Genomic DNA, 13,837 nt, shown 5'->3' on the forward strand with positions numbered 1-13,837 from the left:
GGCCGGCACTCTACGACACAATTGGCGGAGCCCTCCGTGATTGCAGCACAGGTGAGCACGATCGACGCAGCGTCATGTTCGCCGGCAGGCCGCGCCGCGGGCGGGGCGCATTCGGGGATAGAATTCTACCATCTGCTGACGGGCCGCTGCCCCGCCGAGGTCGACATCGACGACGACGGCGATTTCGATCGCCACGTGCTGGCCTCGATCCTGGCCGCCGCCGCGATGGACGGTGGCCCGCTCGCCGAGCGCGCAGGCGTTGCCGAGCAGGAGTTGAACGACCTTCTCGCCTGCTACTTTCCCCTGGCCGAGGTCCGGGCGTTCGCATGGATACACGGCCCGGCGCCGGTCGATGACGAGACGATCATGGTGCGGGATCTCCTGCTTGCGCAGCGTTCGACCGATGGCGAGGTCGGCCGCTGGCTCGCGTCGATGGTGGCGCGGCGCGCGATGGAGCCGAACCATCTCTGGGAAGACCTCGGACTGCGCGAGCGTCCCGAATTGTCGCGCTTGCTTGCTCGCCACTTTGCACCGCTGGCTGCGCGCAACACCCGGAACATGCGCTGGAAGCGCTTCTTCTACCGCATGCTGTGTGAGGACGATGGTTTCGTGATGTGCACGACGCCGGTCTGCACCCAATGCAACGATTTCGACGCCTGCTTCGGCGAGGAAAGCGGCGAGAGCCGTATGGCCGAGCGACGGCGGGAGTTTTTGCGCGGCGGCGGAGATCATTCCGATGCCGGCAGCGGTCGGCTGGCCTGAGCGCGACAATCATGGACGCCGTCATCGATATGCGGAAGCAGACGCAACCTGAATGTGGGGAGCTGTGCGGTGACGGATGCGCTCCCGTCCAGCGATTGCGCGGGGCGGGCGTGCGGCCGACGCGTCAGCGCATCATCCTGTGCGAATTACTGTTCGCCAGGGGCGACCGGCACGTCACCGCGGAAATGCTCTATGGCGAGGCGGTGGAAGCCAACCTCCAGCTTTCGATGGCGACCGTCTACAATACGCTCAATCAGTTCACCCAGGCGGGGCTATTGCGCCGGATCGGGCCGGACGGATCGCGCTCGTTCTTCGACACCAACACCTCGGTGCACCCGCATTTCTACTTCGATGGCGAAGATATCCTGATCGACGTTCCGGAGACGCTCCTGCTCGACCAGATGCCCGAAGCACTTCCGGGTCACGTGATCTCCAGGCTGGACATCATCATCCACATCCGCCGCAAGCGCGCTGCGACCTGACGCGTCGTCTTTCCGACGCTGTCGCATTCGCGACAAAGCGGGCCGCGCCGAAAAATCGATGAATCTTAAGCCTTTGAACCACGCGCTGGCGATGGCACGCGGGTTGCTGAATGCAAGCTTGGAAGCATTGATTGGAGCCCGCTGATGGCCGTTCCCGGCGCAACGTCCCTGTCCGACAAGGTGAAGCCCAGACCCATCGTCCTCAACGACACCACATTGCGCGACGGTGAACAGGCGCCGGGCGTTGCCTTCACGACCGCGGAGAAGGTGTCGATCGCGCGCGCGCTGGCCTCTGCCGGCGTTACCGAGATCGAAGCCGGTACGCCCGCGATGGGCCATGACGAGATCGGCGCGATCCGCGCCATCGTCGAGGCTGCCCTGCCGGTGACGGCGATCGGCTGGTGCCGGATGCGCATTGCGGACGTCGATGCGGCAATCGAAGCCGGCGTCTCCATGGTGAATGTGTCGACCCCGGCGTCCGACGTGCAGATTGCGGCCAAGCTCGGCGGCGATCGTGCGGCGGCGCTGGACCAGGTGAGGCGGGTGGTCGGCTATGCGCGCGAAAAGGGCCTCGACGTTGCGGTCGGCGGCGAGGATTCGTCGCGCGCCGATGTCGATTTTCTGGTGGAGCTGGTCGCAACTGCGAAGGGGGCCGGCGCACGGCGCTTCCGTATTGCCGACACGCTGAGCGTGCTCGATCCGGACGCTGCTTTCGCCCTGATCGCGTCGCTCCGCGCCACCACGGACCTCGAGCTCGAATTCCACGGCCACGACGATTTGGGGCTGGCGACCGCCAACACGCTTGCCGCGATCAAGGCCGGTGCGACGCACGCCTCCGTCACCGTGATCGGTCTCGGCGAGCGGGCCGGAAATGCCCCGTTGGAAGAGGTCGCGGTCGCGCTCAAGCAGCTCTATGGCCGTGATACCGGCGTGGTGCTGTCCGAGCTGAAGAACGTCGCCTCGGTGGTGGCCGCTGCAGCGGCGCGCGCCATTCCTCTCAACAAGGCGATTGTCGGGGAGCACGTCTTCACCCACGAATCCGGCATTCACGTCGACGGGTTGTTGAAGGATCAGCGCACCTACCAGGCGCTCGATCCGCGGTTGCTCGGCCGCTCCAACCGGATCGCGATAGGCAAGCATTCGGGGCTTGCCGCAATCACCGCGCTGCTCGCCGAGCTGCAGCTATCGGCCAGCGCGGACGAGGCGAAATCCGTTCTTGCCCGCGTCCGTCAGCATGCCGTCGCGCACAAGGGGGCGGTGGCACGCGAGACGGTAACAGCGATCTGGCGCGAGGTGCGCGAGCGCTCGCTTCTCAACTGTGCGTGAGGTGGCCATGACCTGTGTCGTCGATATTCCGCTTGCCGATCCGTCCCCTCCCGGGCCGGTCAAACCGTCGTTGTTGAAGCTGCTCCGCGAGGACATCGACTGCGTACGCCAGCGTGATCCGGCTGCGCGCGGTCAATTCGAGACGCTCCTGACCTATCCCGGCATTCACGCCGTGATCTGGTATCGGATCGCCAACCGGCTGTGGACTGCAGGTTGGCGCTTTCCGGCGCGGCTGTTGTCCTGGCTCGGGCGCTTCGCCAGCAACGTCGACATTCATCCCGGTGCGCGCATCGGCCACCGTTTCTTCATCGACCACGGCGCCGGCGTCGTCATCGGCGAGACCGCGGAGATCGGCGACGACGTCACGCTCTATCATGGTGTCACGCTTGGCGGAACGTCCTGGTACCCGGGTAAGCGCCACCCGACGCTCGAAGACGGTGTCATCGTCGGGGCGGGCGCCAAGATCCTCGGGCCGATCACGGTCGGGGCTCGTGCGCGTGTCGGCGCCAATTCCGTCGTGATCGAGAGCACGCCGCCCGACGTCACCGTGGTCGGCATTCCCGCCCGCGTCGTGCGCCCGCAACTGAGCCATCGCCGCGTGGTCGGCCGGATCGACCTCGACCACCATTTGATGCCCGACCCCGTCGGCGACGCCATCGAAGTGCTGCTCGATCGCGTCGAATTTCTTGAGGCGCGCCTGACCCATATGCAGAAACGCCTGCGGCATGCCGGCGTACCGACCCGTGGCACTGCATTGCTGGAGGCCGACGATGACTGAAGGAATTCTCGCGCAATTGAGCAAGGCGTCCGCGGCGGAGGAGTTCTTCACTTTGCTCGGCGTCGATTACGATCCCGGAATCGTCAACGTGGCGCGTCTGCATATCTTGCGGCGCATGGGCCAGTATCTCGCCGGAGAGGATTTTACCGGCGCAACGGACGAGGTCGTGACGGAGCGCTGCAGAGCCGTGCTGAATCGCGCTTATTCGGACTTCGTCGCGTCGTCGCCGATCGATCAGCGCGTCTTCAAGGTTCTCAAGGATGCCGTCGCGCCGCAGCAGAAGCCGGGGCCGACATTGGTGCAGATCGGAACGCTGAAGTGAGGCAGCTCCCTGTCGCATCTGCGACGCATGTCGCAGCGTTGTTGTCGGCTTCAGCGATCGTGCCACGTGAAGCCGGTCCCCGCGCTTCTCTAAGTCGCTGTAGCGACGTTCGAATTTCACCACGTCCGCAATTGGTACGACACTTGCTGATCGTCTCGTGAGCCACGTCCTGGAGAAGCGCATGCACATCGTCGTCTGCATCAAGCAGGTCCCCGACTCCGCGCAAATTCGTGTGCATCCGGTGACCAACACCATCATGCGTCAGGGGGTGCCGACCATCATCAACCCCTACGACCTCTTCGCGCTGGAGGCCGCGCTCGAGCTGCGCGATCAGTTCGGCGGCGAAGTTACGGTGTTGACAATGGGACCGCCGTCGGCCGAGGACTCCCTGCGTAAGGCGCTGACCTTCGGTGCAGACCGCGCCGTGCTGCTGACCGACCGCTTCTTCGCCGGCGCCGACACGCTGGCCACCACCTACGCGCTCGCCACCGCGATCTGCAAGATCTCGACCGAATTCGGTGCCGCCGATGTCGTCTTCACGGGCAAGCAGACGATCGACGGTGACACCGCGCAGGTCGGCCCCGGCATCGCCAAGCGCCTCGGCCTGTCGCAGCTCACTTATGTCGCGAAGATCAGCGCCCTCGACCTGACCGCCCGCACGATCGACGCGGAACGCCGTTCGGAAGGCGGCGTCCAGATCCTTCGAACCAGATTGCCGTGCCTCGTCACCATGCTGGAGGCGACCAACCAGATTCGCCGTGGCGCGATGGCTGACGCCCTGCGCGCAGCGCGTGCACCGATCGTGAAATGGAGCGCGCAGGAGGCCGGCGTCGAGGACATCTCGAAATGCGGCCTACGCGGCTCGCCCACCATCGTCAAGCGCGTGTTCGCGCCAGCGGCGCGCAGCGAGAAGGCGGTGATGATCGAGGCTGCCGAACAACCGGCGGAGGCGCTGATCGACGCCATCTTCAAGCGCCAGCCGACGCTGGAGACCGAGCTCGCGACACTGGCGCGCGGTTATTGAGGCGAGGGGAGTAAGCACCATGAGCACCGCACCGAAAACCGCCACTTCCGCCTCCGGGCGCGCCGCGACCAAGAAGGAGCTGCCCGAGCATTTCAAGGCGTACAGGCACGTCTGGGTCTTCATCGAGCAGGAGCGCGGACAGGTCCATCCGGTGTCCTGGGAGCTGATGGGGGCCGGCCGCAAGCTCGCCGACAAGCTCAAGGTCGATCTCGCCGCGGTCGTGATCGGGCCGGAGGGCGAAGCGACGCAGAACGCTGCGGCCGAATCCTTCTGCTACGGCGCCGACCTGGTCTACATGGTGGCAGACAGACTGCTCGCGGACTACCGCAACGAGTCCTACACCAAGGCGCTGACCGACGTCGTCAACGCCTACAAGCCCGAGATCCTCCTGCTCGGCGCCACCACGCTCGGCCGCGACCTCGCCGGCTCGGTCGCGACCACCCTGCTCACCGGCCTCACCGCCGACTGCACCGAGCTTGATGTCGATGTCGACGGTTCGCTAGCGGCGACGCGCCCGACCTTCGGCGGCTCGCTGCTCTGTACGATCTACACGCTGAACTACCGGCCGCAGATGGCGACGGTGCGCCCGCGCGTGATGCCGATGCCGGAGCGCACCGTGCGCCCCGTCGGCCGCATCGTCAGCCACCCGCTCGGCCTCGTCGAAGACGACATCGTGACGAAGGTGCTGTCGTTCATGCCGGATCGCGAATCCGCAAAGTCGAACCTGGCCTATGCGGACGTCGTCGTCGCCGGTGGGCTGGGGCTCGGATCGCCGGAGAATTTTCAGCTGGTGCGCCAGCTCGCCACCGTGCTCGGCGCCGAATATGGCTGCTCGCGGCCGCTGGTGCAGAAGGGCTGGGTGACATCCGACCGCCAGATCGGCCAGACCGGAAAGACGATCCGGCCGAAGCTCTACATTGCCGCGGGGATTTCCGGCGCGATCCAGCATCGCGTCGGCGTCGAGGGTGCCGATCTCATCGTCGCCATCAACACCGACAGGAATGCGCCGATCTTCGAGTTCGCCCATATGGGCATCATCACCGACGCCATCCGGCTGCTTCCGGCCTTGACCGCCGCGTTCCGCGCGCGGCTATCGCCGCATTCGCGCGACCGGATCGCGAGCTAGGACAAGGAGAGCGCCATGATCGAAGAAAAATTCGATGCCATCGTCGTCGGCGCCGGCATGGCCGGCAATGCTGCGGCGCTCACGCTCGCCCAGCGCGGCCTGAAAGTGCTGCAGCTCGAGCGCGGCGAGTATTCCGGCTCGAAGAACGTTCAGGGCGCGATCCTCTATGCCGACATGCTGGAGAAGCTGATCCCCGATTTCCGCGAGGACGCGCCGCTGGAACGACATCTGGTCGAGCAGCGCTTCTGGATGATGGACGACCGTTCGCACACCGGGCTGCACTACCGCTCCGACGATTTCAACGAGGAGAAGCCGAACCGCTACACCATCATCCGCGCGCAGTTCGACCGATGGTTCTCGCAGCGGGTCCGCGAAGCCGGCGCCACGGTGCTGTGCGAGACGACGGTGACCGAGCTCGCGCAGGATGCCTACGGCAAGGTGATCGGCGTGCGCACCGACCGCGCCGACGGCGAGATCCATGCCGACGTGGTCGTGCTGGCGGAGGGCGTCAACGGTCTGCTCGGCACGCGCGCGGGCCTGCGCGCACGGCCGCAGCCGGACAAGGTTGCGCTCGCCGTGAAAGAGATGCATTTCCTGCCGCGCGAGACCATCGAGGCCCGCTTCAACCTCCGCGGCGACGAGGGCGTGGTGATCGAGGCCGCCGGAACCATCTCGCGCGGCATGACCGGCATGGGCTTCATCTACGCCAACAAGGAATGCATCTCGCTCGGCATCGGCTGCCTCGTTGCCGACTTCCAGCGCACCGGCGAGACGCCCTATGGCCTGCTCGACCGGTTCAAGCGGCACCCGTCGGTCGCGCCGTTGATCGAGGGATCCGAGGTGAAGGAGTACGCCGCCCACCTCATTCCCGAGGGCGGCTTCAACGCCATCCCTCAGCTGTTCGGCGACGGTTGGGTGGTGGTCGGCGACGCTGCGCAGCTCAACAATGCGATCCACCGCGAGGGCTCGAACCTGGCGATGACCTCGGGCCGGATCGCGGCGGAGGCGATCTTCCAGGTCAAGTCGCGCAAGGATCCGATGACGGCGGACAATCTGTCGCTCTACAAGAAGATGCTGGACGAGTCCTTCGTCATCAAGGACCTGAAGAAGTACAAGGACATGCCGGCGCTGATGCACACCCAGTCGCAGAACTTCTTCCTGACCTATCCCGAGCTCGTCTCGCGGGCGATGCAGAACTTCCTGCGTGTCGACGGCACGCCGAAGGTCGAGAAGGAAAGGACGACGTTCAAATCGTTCGTCAAGGCGCGGTCGTGGAGCGGGCTGTTCGGCGACGCCTTCCGCCTCGCGCGCGCCTGGCGGTAGTCTCAGGAAAACGCAACACCAACGATGGAGACCAGGACCATGTCGATCGAGCCATCCGTGCGTGTCGAGGACAAGCTGTTCTACAACCGTTATCTGGTCGACGCCGGCCGGGCGCATATCAAGGTGCGGCCACACACGACACCGTCGCCGGAGCTCCTGAGCATGCTGAAGGCCTGCCCGGCGCGCTGCTACGAGCTCAGCGACAAGGGCCAGGTCGAGATCACCGTCGACGGTTGCATCGAGTGCGGCACCTGCCGGGTGATCTGCGAGGCGAGCGGCGACATCGAGTGGAGCTATCCGCGCGGCGGCTATGGCGTGCTGTTCAAGTTCGGCTGACCCATGAAGCTCAGCGCCCGCAACATTCTCCCCGGACGGGTCATCGCCGTCACCAAGGGCACGACCACGGCCCATGTGAAGATCGAGCTCGCGCCCGGGCTGGTCGTGTTCTCCGCAATCACCAACGAGGCGGTGGACGACCTCGCCCTGAAGGTGGGCGACAGCGTCTCCGCCGTGATCAAGTCATCCGACGTGATGATCGGCAAGTAGTGCGGCGGGTGCGTCGGAGGGCCTGCGCGCCTCGCGGGCCCGCTTTATGCGCGACGACAGGTCCTGCCACCAGCCCGCGATCACGTCCCGCTCGCACAGCAGGCTGGTGCCGATACCGCCGCTGAAGTCGGTCCATGCGTCCAGGCATTTTTCCGGAACCGCCGTGAGCACGGGGATACCGGCGGCAATGGCCGCGGCCAGCTCGTCGCGCAGGCCTTCGCCGGCGGCTTCCTGCTTGGAGAACTTGTTGATGACGATGAGGTCGATATTGGCTGCGATGGCGCGGGTCACCGCAACGGCCGCCTCGGCGAGCCCGGCGGCGTCGAGCTTGCAGGCCATCGCGCCGCGGCCGAGCGGCTGGCAGATCGAGATTTCCGCACCGGTCATGAGATCGATCGCCTGCATGCCGACCTGGCAACCGCCGCCGTCTTTGACGTTGCGCTGGACGACCCCGCCGATTCGTTCGCCCGACCGCACGAGATCCTGGGCGAAGTCAGCCAGCAGGCTGTCGACGTCGTCCTGCGGGCCGTAGAGGATGGCGGCGACTCGGTTCGGGTCGATGTCGTTGAACTCGATCGGCATGGAGGTCTTCCTTGTCGCTCTTCCTACGCTGTTCTGTCGTGACGAGTAATCGCCGTGCCGGCCGCCGATTCCGGTCCGCGGCAACGCCGGATCGTTCTGGAAGGTATGGAGCGGTCCGGCGCCGATGACGCGGCCACGCTCCATCAGCACGAGATGGTCGGCAACGCGTTCGATTTCGGTCATGTCGTGGCTGATATAGAAGACCGGCAGCGACAACCGGTCATGCAATCGCTCGAGGAACGGCAGGATCTCGTTCTTGGTGGTGCGGTCGAGCGCGGCCAGCGGCTCGTCCATCAACAAGAGCTTGGGCTGCGACAGCAGGGCGCGGCCGATCGCCACGCGCTGCCGCTCGCCTCCGGAGAGCCGATGCGGCGAGCGGTCGAGCAGGGCGGCGAGTCCAAGCAGCTCCGCGACCTCGTCGAAGGCGATCTGCCCGTCCGCGGCTCGCGGCGCGCCGAACAGGAGATTGCCGCGCACCGACAGATGCGGAAACAGGCTGGCTTCCTGGAACACGTAGCCGATCGGCCGCCGGTGCACCGGGCGAAACAAATGACGGTCCTGCCAGATATCGCCGTCGATTGCGCAAAAACCGTCGGCCATGCGTTGCAGGCCGGCGATGCAGCGCGCCACCGTGGTCTTGCCGCAGCCCGACGGGCCGAAGATCGCGGTGATGCCGGAAGCGGGAACGCCGAGCTCGGCATCGAGCGTGAAATTGCCGAGACTGCCGCGGAAGGCCGCATCGATCCGGCCGGGTTCGGTCGCCCTCATGCGGCGCTGCTCCGGCTGCGCTTGTCGATCAGCGTCATGGTCAGGATCACCGCGAAGGCGAAGACCACCATGAGGCCTGCGAGCATGCTCGCCTCGCGCCAGCGCGAAGTCTCGACATAGTCAAAGATCGCGACCGACAGCACCTTGGTGCGGCCGGGAATGTTGCCGCCGATCATCAGGACGAGGCCGAACTCGCCGACGGTGTGCGCAAAGCCGAGCACGGCACCGGTCATGAAGCCGGGGCGCGCCAGCGGCACGGCGACGGTCCAGAACGTGCGCCAGGGCGAGGCGCGCAAGGTGGCGGCGACCTCGAGCGGCCGCTCGCCCATCGCGGCGAAAGCGTTGCGGATCGGCTGCACCACGAAGGGCATCGAGTACACCACCGAGCCGATGATCAGGCCTTCGAAGGTGAAGGCGAGCGTGCGCCCGCCCCACAGCCGTGCGAGCCATCCGCCCGGCCCGTCGGGGCCGAGCAGGACCAGCAGGTAGAAGCCGAGCACGGTCGGCGGCAGCACCAGCGGCAGGGCGACCACGCTCGCGACGATCTCGGTCCACCAGCCCTTCGCGCGTGCCAGCCACCAGGCGAGCGGCGTCGCCAGCACCAGCAGGATCACGGTCGAGATCGCGGCGAGTTCGATCGTCAGCAGGATCGACTGGCGGATGTCCGCCGACCAGATCTCCATGCGCGTCAGCTTTGCTCGTCCAGCACGTAACCGTATTTCTCGATGATGGCGCGCGCCTCGGGTCCCCTGAGGAAGGCGATGAACGCGCTCGCCGCTTCGTTCCCGGCGGCGGTCTTCAGCATCACGGCATCCTGCCGGATCGGACTATACAGTGCTTGCGGCACCACCCAGCGCGATCCGGCATCGCTGCCGGTCAATTGCGACAATGCGACGAAGCCGATCTCGGCGTTGCCGGTTTCGATGAATTGATAGGCTTGCGTAATGGTCGCGCCCTCGACGAGTTTCGGCTTGAGCGCGTCGTACAGGTTCAGCGACTTCATGGTTTCCACCGCGGCCAGTCCGTAGGGCGCGGCGGCGGGATTGCAGATCGACAGCTTTGCGAAGGAAGCGGCCTTCAGCGTCTCCTCGCCGGTCACGATTCCGGGCGACTTACTCCACAGCACCAGCTTGCCGATCGCGTAGGTGAAACGGCTGTCAGCGGCCGCAAGGCCGTCCTCGACGAGCTTCTTCGGCCGGGAATCGTCGGCAGACAGGAAGACCTGGAACGGCGCGCCCTGCGTGATCTGGGTGTAAAACTGTCCACTCGCGCCGAAGCTCAGCACCGCCTCATGTCCGGTCTTCTGCTTGAAGATGGCCGCGATCTCCTTTGCTGCGTCGGTGAAGTTGGCGGCCACGGCGATGTTGGTCTGCGCAGCCCGCGCCTCGGCGAGCGCGAGCATCAGGCCTGCGGCGACGGCGATCATGCGAAGAAATTTCATGACGAACTCCAGCGGACGGTATCGCTGCCGTGCAGCCTGATTGCTGCGAGGCGCCGGCCATGATGGGCTCAGCAATCGGCGTGCCGGACGCTTGGGCCGGACTCTGGTGTGTGCCTTGCAGGAATGAGCATCAAAAGAGACGACGCCCGCTGCATGTGCGGCGGGACCGACGGTCCGTGTCGGGTTTCCGACAAAGTCGTCGGCAAGCCGACACCAATGAAGGGAAGCACGACATATGGCAACGGTTGCATCGCGCGCCGAGCTCGAACGCCTGCTTGAGGACGACGTGCCTTACGGCGATCTCACCACCGAGGCGCTCGGAATCGGCGCGGCCATCGGAGTCATGCATTTTTCTGCGCGCGCGCCGATGGTGCTGGCGCTCGCCGAGGATGCCGCCGCGATCATTGCTCTCGCCGGCTCCGAGGTGGAGTTACTTGCCGCATCCGGTGCCGTGCTGGAGCAGGGCGCGTCGATCCTCGAGGCGCGCGGTCCGGCCGCGAGCCTGCTGCGGAGCTGGAAGGTCGCGCAGACCCTGATCGAGATCTGGTCGGGCGTGGCCAGCGAGACCCGCGCCATCGTGGACGCGGCGAGGGCGGTCGCACCGCGCATCCCGATCGCCTGCACGCGCAAGAACGTGCCGGGCACCAAACGGTTTGCGGTGGCGGCCGTGAAGGCGGGCGGCGCGGTGATGCATCGGCTCGGCCTCTCAGAGACCGTGCTGCTGTTTCCCGAACATCGCGCCTTTCTCGGCGAGCTACCGCTGTTCCAGGCGGTCGAGCGGTTGCGCCAGGTGGCGCCGGAGAAGAAGCTCGTGATCGAGGTGAAGACCGCCGATGCGGCGCTTGCCGCGGCGGTCGCGGGATTCGATGTGATCCAGGCCGAGAAATTTTCGCCTGCCGAAATCGCCGCGCTGGTCAGGCGCATGGCATCGATGGCCTATGCGCGCGAGCGTCCCATCGTCGCCGCAGCCGGCGGCGTGAACGCGGGAAACGCCGCGGACTATGCCGCTGCCGGTGCCGATGTCCTAGTGACGTCGTCGCCCTATCTGGCTAGTCCGAAAGACGTTCAGGTGCGGATGATGACCGCGGGTGGAAGAGAGGCACCTGACAGGGTTTCGAGCCGCCCCGCTGCTCAAATCGTGAGGGAGTCGACTGCTGTCGCGAGCGAAACCTCATTCCCGGCGTAGCTCAAACGGTGGGTTCCAACACTCGATGGTCGAAAATTCTCTATCTTTCAAAAAGCTTTGACTGACACTCTCTCCGCGAGCCAACCAAAACGCACCCGACTGAGACTTCGACCATCGTGCGATCGTTTCAGGCCGAGTCGATTGCCGCAGCGGCGCGTCTGCCGCTCCAACTTATCTTCTCTCCCGCCAGCGAAAGCGCGTATGCTTGGTGGCAATCAATCCCGATCTCATCACAGCTGACCGCGTCATTGGATCGCATGGCGAGTGTGAAGCGCTTCACAACGCAATCCGAGCTTCAGGCGTAGGCTGACATTCCTCGATAGGTGTTGCGGACGCGCCGGGCCGTTTTGGCATGGCGTGCCTCGAAGCTGGTGCGCAACCTGTCTATGACGCAACGAGTCTTATGCTGAGCGATGAAAGCCACAAAGAGCCGCGCCGGCTGATCGTGGCAGATTGCGGAGGGCTTTGGATGAGCACACCGGCAGACCGCCAGCGGATGGCAGCATCCATCCTCAGTTTCGAAGCCCGGCGCGACAAGCAGGGACGGCTTACGGTCTACAAGCTGCCAAGCGACGACGGCGGAGGCACGTATGAAGTCGCGGGCATCAACGAGCGCTTCCATCCCGAAGAAGCAAGGATGCTGGCTGATCTCATCGAGGCCGGACAGTTTCAAGAGGCGGAGCGGCGCGCCTGTGAGATCATCGCCACTTACACCGATGGCGTCTCGACCTGGTCGAAAACACCGGCGATCGAATGCTATCTGCGCGATTGCTGTTTCAATCGTGGCCCGCGCGGTGCGGCGAGAATCCTCCAGAGAGCACTGGGCGTTCCCGACAGCGGCGTGATCGATGCCGCCGGTCGGACGCTCGTTGCCGACCGCGAGGATGACACGCTGGAACTCTTGCAAGACCTGCGCACTGCCCGCGAGCAGTACGAGCGGGATGTCGCGAAACGCAATGAGACGAGCAAGTTTTGGAAGGGCCTGATTAATCGGTGGAACAACGCATTGAACGTTGCGAAGAGCTTTATCACCAGCAGTTCGGAGGAGATTGACGTGACCGATACCCAGATCGAAAGCCCGAATGTTATTCCTCAAGCGCGCGGCTTCAGCGCCACACGAGCCGCCACCAATGCGATGGTGATGAGCGGCGGTGGCGTGGCAATGGAGATCGTGCCGGTTGCAGAGGCGCCGGCTTTGTCGCCGGGTGAGTCGACGAGGCCCGTGACGTTGCGGGCGCTCCGACTGGGCTCGCAGGGACCGCTTGTGAAGGCCTGGCAGAGTTTTTTGCAGGGGCAGCATTTCGATCCCGGTGGTCTTGACGGAGAGTTTGGCGACAAGACCCAGGCGGCAACGAGTGCGTTTCAGGCGGCAAACGGATTGACGAGCGACGGTGTCGCAGGTCGCCAAACGATCATCAAAGCCATGCAGCTTGGCTTCGAGCTGATTGAAGAGCCCGCTTCCGACATGACAGGCTCGAACTTCCCGCCGCGGCCGGACTTTCCGCCGCTCGAAAACACGGCGGCAAGACAAGCCGTGTTCGGAGCGTTCAACTTCGTCGCGGATCCCCGTCCGGACAACCGCGAGAACATTCGAATCCTCGGAACGTGGGAGCGGGACAACATCGTGAGCGTTCCCATCCCGCAATTGCGCAAAGCCCTGGGCGCGCAGGCTCCTGCTTCCATGCGCTTCCACAAGCTGGCCGCGGGACAGCTGAAGGCGCTTTGGGAGGATTGGGAGAGAGCGAATTTGCTGGACAGAATCCTCTCGTATGACGGGTCTTTCGTGCCTCGCTTCATCCGGGGATCGACCACGCAACTCAGCAACCATGCGTTCGGGAGCGCCTTCGATATCAACGCCGACGAGAATCCGTTGGGGGCCCGGCCGGTGCTCGTGGGCCATCGTGGCTCTGTCCGGGAATTGGTCTCCATCGCGAACAGGCACGGATTCTATTGGGGCGGGCATTTTGGAAGCCGGCCCGACGGCATGCATTTCGAGATCGCCTTCATTCAACGATCGAACGAGATCGCGTAGCACGAAGGCAGGTATCGAACACGAAACGGAAGGGTCGGGCCGAATCATTCGGCCCGACCCTTGAGGCTTTCGAGAAGCAGCTAATTGGTCGCATTGGCGGTCCGCGCCAGCGCGCCATGCAGAAACGGACCTATACATG

Annotated in this window: 15 protein-coding genes and 1 pseudogene; 12 read left to right on the forward strand and 4 right to left on the reverse strand. The window is 65.0% G+C overall.

Features of this window, described 5'->3' with window-relative positions; genetic code table 11:
- Window positions 1–60: 60 nt before the first annotated feature.
- The 10 genes from CIT40_RS02840 (at window position 61) to CIT40_RS02885 (ending at window position 7,689) form a co-directional block, all read left to right on the forward strand.
- Window positions 61–762, forward strand: coding sequence for a nitrogen fixation protein NifQ (locus CIT40_RS02840; RefSeq protein ID WP_244612028.1), 702 nt, complete (start codon window positions 61–63; stop codon window positions 760–762).
- Between the two features lie 110 nt (window positions 763–872).
- Complete coding sequence (gene irrA, locus CIT40_RS02845) at window positions 873–1,244, forward strand: iron response transcriptional regulator IrrA (RefSeq protein ID WP_334265236.1); 372 nt, start codon at window positions 873–875, stop codon at window positions 1,242–1,244.
- Window positions 1,245–1,388: 144 nt separating this feature from the next.
- Window positions 1,389–2,570, forward strand: a complete 1,182-nt coding sequence (gene nifV / locus CIT40_RS02850) for a homocitrate synthase (RefSeq protein ID WP_094891002.1) — start codon at window positions 1,389–1,391, stop codon at window positions 2,568–2,570.
- Between the two features lie 7 nt (window positions 2,571–2,577).
- A complete protein-coding gene (gene cysE / locus CIT40_RS02855; RefSeq protein WP_094891079.1) occupies window positions 2,578–3,348 on the forward strand; it encodes a serine O-acetyltransferase in 771 nt (256 codons plus the stop codon).
- The gene (gene nifW / locus CIT40_RS02860) at window positions 3,341–3,670 is read left to right on the forward strand and encodes a nitrogenase stabilizing/protective protein NifW (RefSeq protein WP_094891001.1); all 330 of its coding nucleotides are present in this window, start codon (window positions 3,341–3,343) and stop codon (window positions 3,668–3,670) included. Before cysE ends, nifW begins: the two co-directional genes overlap by 8 nt.
- A 181-nt stretch (window positions 3,671–3,851) precedes the next feature.
- Window positions 3,852–4,694, forward strand: a complete 843-nt coding sequence (locus CIT40_RS02865; protein ID WP_094891078.1) for an electron transfer flavoprotein subunit beta/FixA family protein — start codon at window positions 3,852–3,854, stop codon at window positions 4,692–4,694.
- 19 nt (window positions 4,695–4,713) lie between these two features.
- Complete coding sequence (locus CIT40_RS02870; RefSeq protein ID WP_094891000.1) at window positions 4,714–5,820, forward strand: electron transfer flavoprotein subunit alpha/FixB family protein; 1,107 nt, start codon at window positions 4,714–4,716, stop codon at window positions 5,818–5,820.
- A gap of 15 nt (window positions 5,821–5,835) precedes the next feature.
- The gene (locus CIT40_RS02875; protein WP_094890999.1) at window positions 5,836–7,143 is read left to right on the forward strand and encodes an FAD-dependent oxidoreductase; all 1,308 of its coding nucleotides are present in this window, start codon (window positions 5,836–5,838) and stop codon (window positions 7,141–7,143) included.
- Between the two features lie 39 nt (window positions 7,144–7,182).
- On the forward strand, window positions 7,183–7,479 hold the full coding sequence (locus CIT40_RS02880; RefSeq protein ID WP_094890998.1) for a ferredoxin family protein: 297 nt from the start codon (window positions 7,183–7,185) through the stop codon (window positions 7,477–7,479).
- 3 nt (window positions 7,480–7,482) lie between these two features.
- The gene (locus tag CIT40_RS02885) at window positions 7,483–7,689 is read left to right on the forward strand and encodes a TOBE domain-containing protein (RefSeq protein WP_094890997.1); all 207 of its coding nucleotides are present in this window, start codon (window positions 7,483–7,485) and stop codon (window positions 7,687–7,689) included.
- Here the strand turns inward: CIT40_RS02885 and CIT40_RS02890 are convergent.
- The 4 genes and pseudogenes from CIT40_RS02890 to modA form a co-directional block, all read right to left on the reverse strand.
- Window positions 7,663–8,271, reverse strand: a complete 609-nt coding sequence (locus CIT40_RS02890) for a DUF2478 domain-containing protein (RefSeq protein WP_167443387.1) — start codon at window positions 8,269–8,271, stop codon at window positions 7,663–7,665. The two genes, CIT40_RS02885 and CIT40_RS02890, sit on opposite strands and share 27 nt — an antisense overlap.
- 78 nt (window positions 8,272–8,349) lie before the next feature.
- Window positions 8,350–9,039: pseudogene (gene modC / locus CIT40_RS02895) on the reverse strand (molybdenum ABC transporter ATP-binding protein); the annotation flags it as partial.
- Entirely contained in the window at window positions 9,036–9,722 is a 687-nt protein-coding gene (gene modB / locus CIT40_RS02900; protein WP_094890995.1) for a molybdate ABC transporter permease subunit, read from the reverse strand. The pseudogene modC and the gene modB, both read right to left, overlap by 4 nt.
- A 5-nt stretch (window positions 9,723–9,727) precedes the next feature.
- On the reverse strand, window positions 9,728–10,480 hold the full coding sequence (gene modA, locus CIT40_RS02905) for a molybdate ABC transporter substrate-binding protein (protein WP_094890994.1): 753 nt from the start codon (window positions 10,478–10,480) through the stop codon (window positions 9,728–9,730).
- A gap of 235 nt (window positions 10,481–10,715) precedes the next feature.
- Between modA and modD the strand changes: the two genes are divergently transcribed.
- Window positions 10,716–11,666: a ModD protein gene (gene modD, locus CIT40_RS02910; protein ID WP_094890993.1), complete on the forward strand. Its 951-nt coding sequence runs from the start codon at window positions 10,716–10,718 to the stop codon at window positions 11,664–11,666.
- Between the two features lie 403 nt (window positions 11,667–12,069).
- Entirely contained in the window at window positions 12,070–13,698 is a 1,629-nt protein-coding gene (locus CIT40_RS02915) for a M15 family metallopeptidase (RefSeq protein ID WP_162307325.1), read from the forward strand.
- The last annotated feature ends 139 nt before the right edge of the window (window positions 13,699–13,837 follow it).

This window comes from Bradyrhizobium amphicarpaeae (assembly GCF_002266435.3).
Taxonomy (GTDB): domain Bacteria; phylum Pseudomonadota; class Alphaproteobacteria; order Rhizobiales; family Xanthobacteraceae; genus Bradyrhizobium; species Bradyrhizobium amphicarpaeae.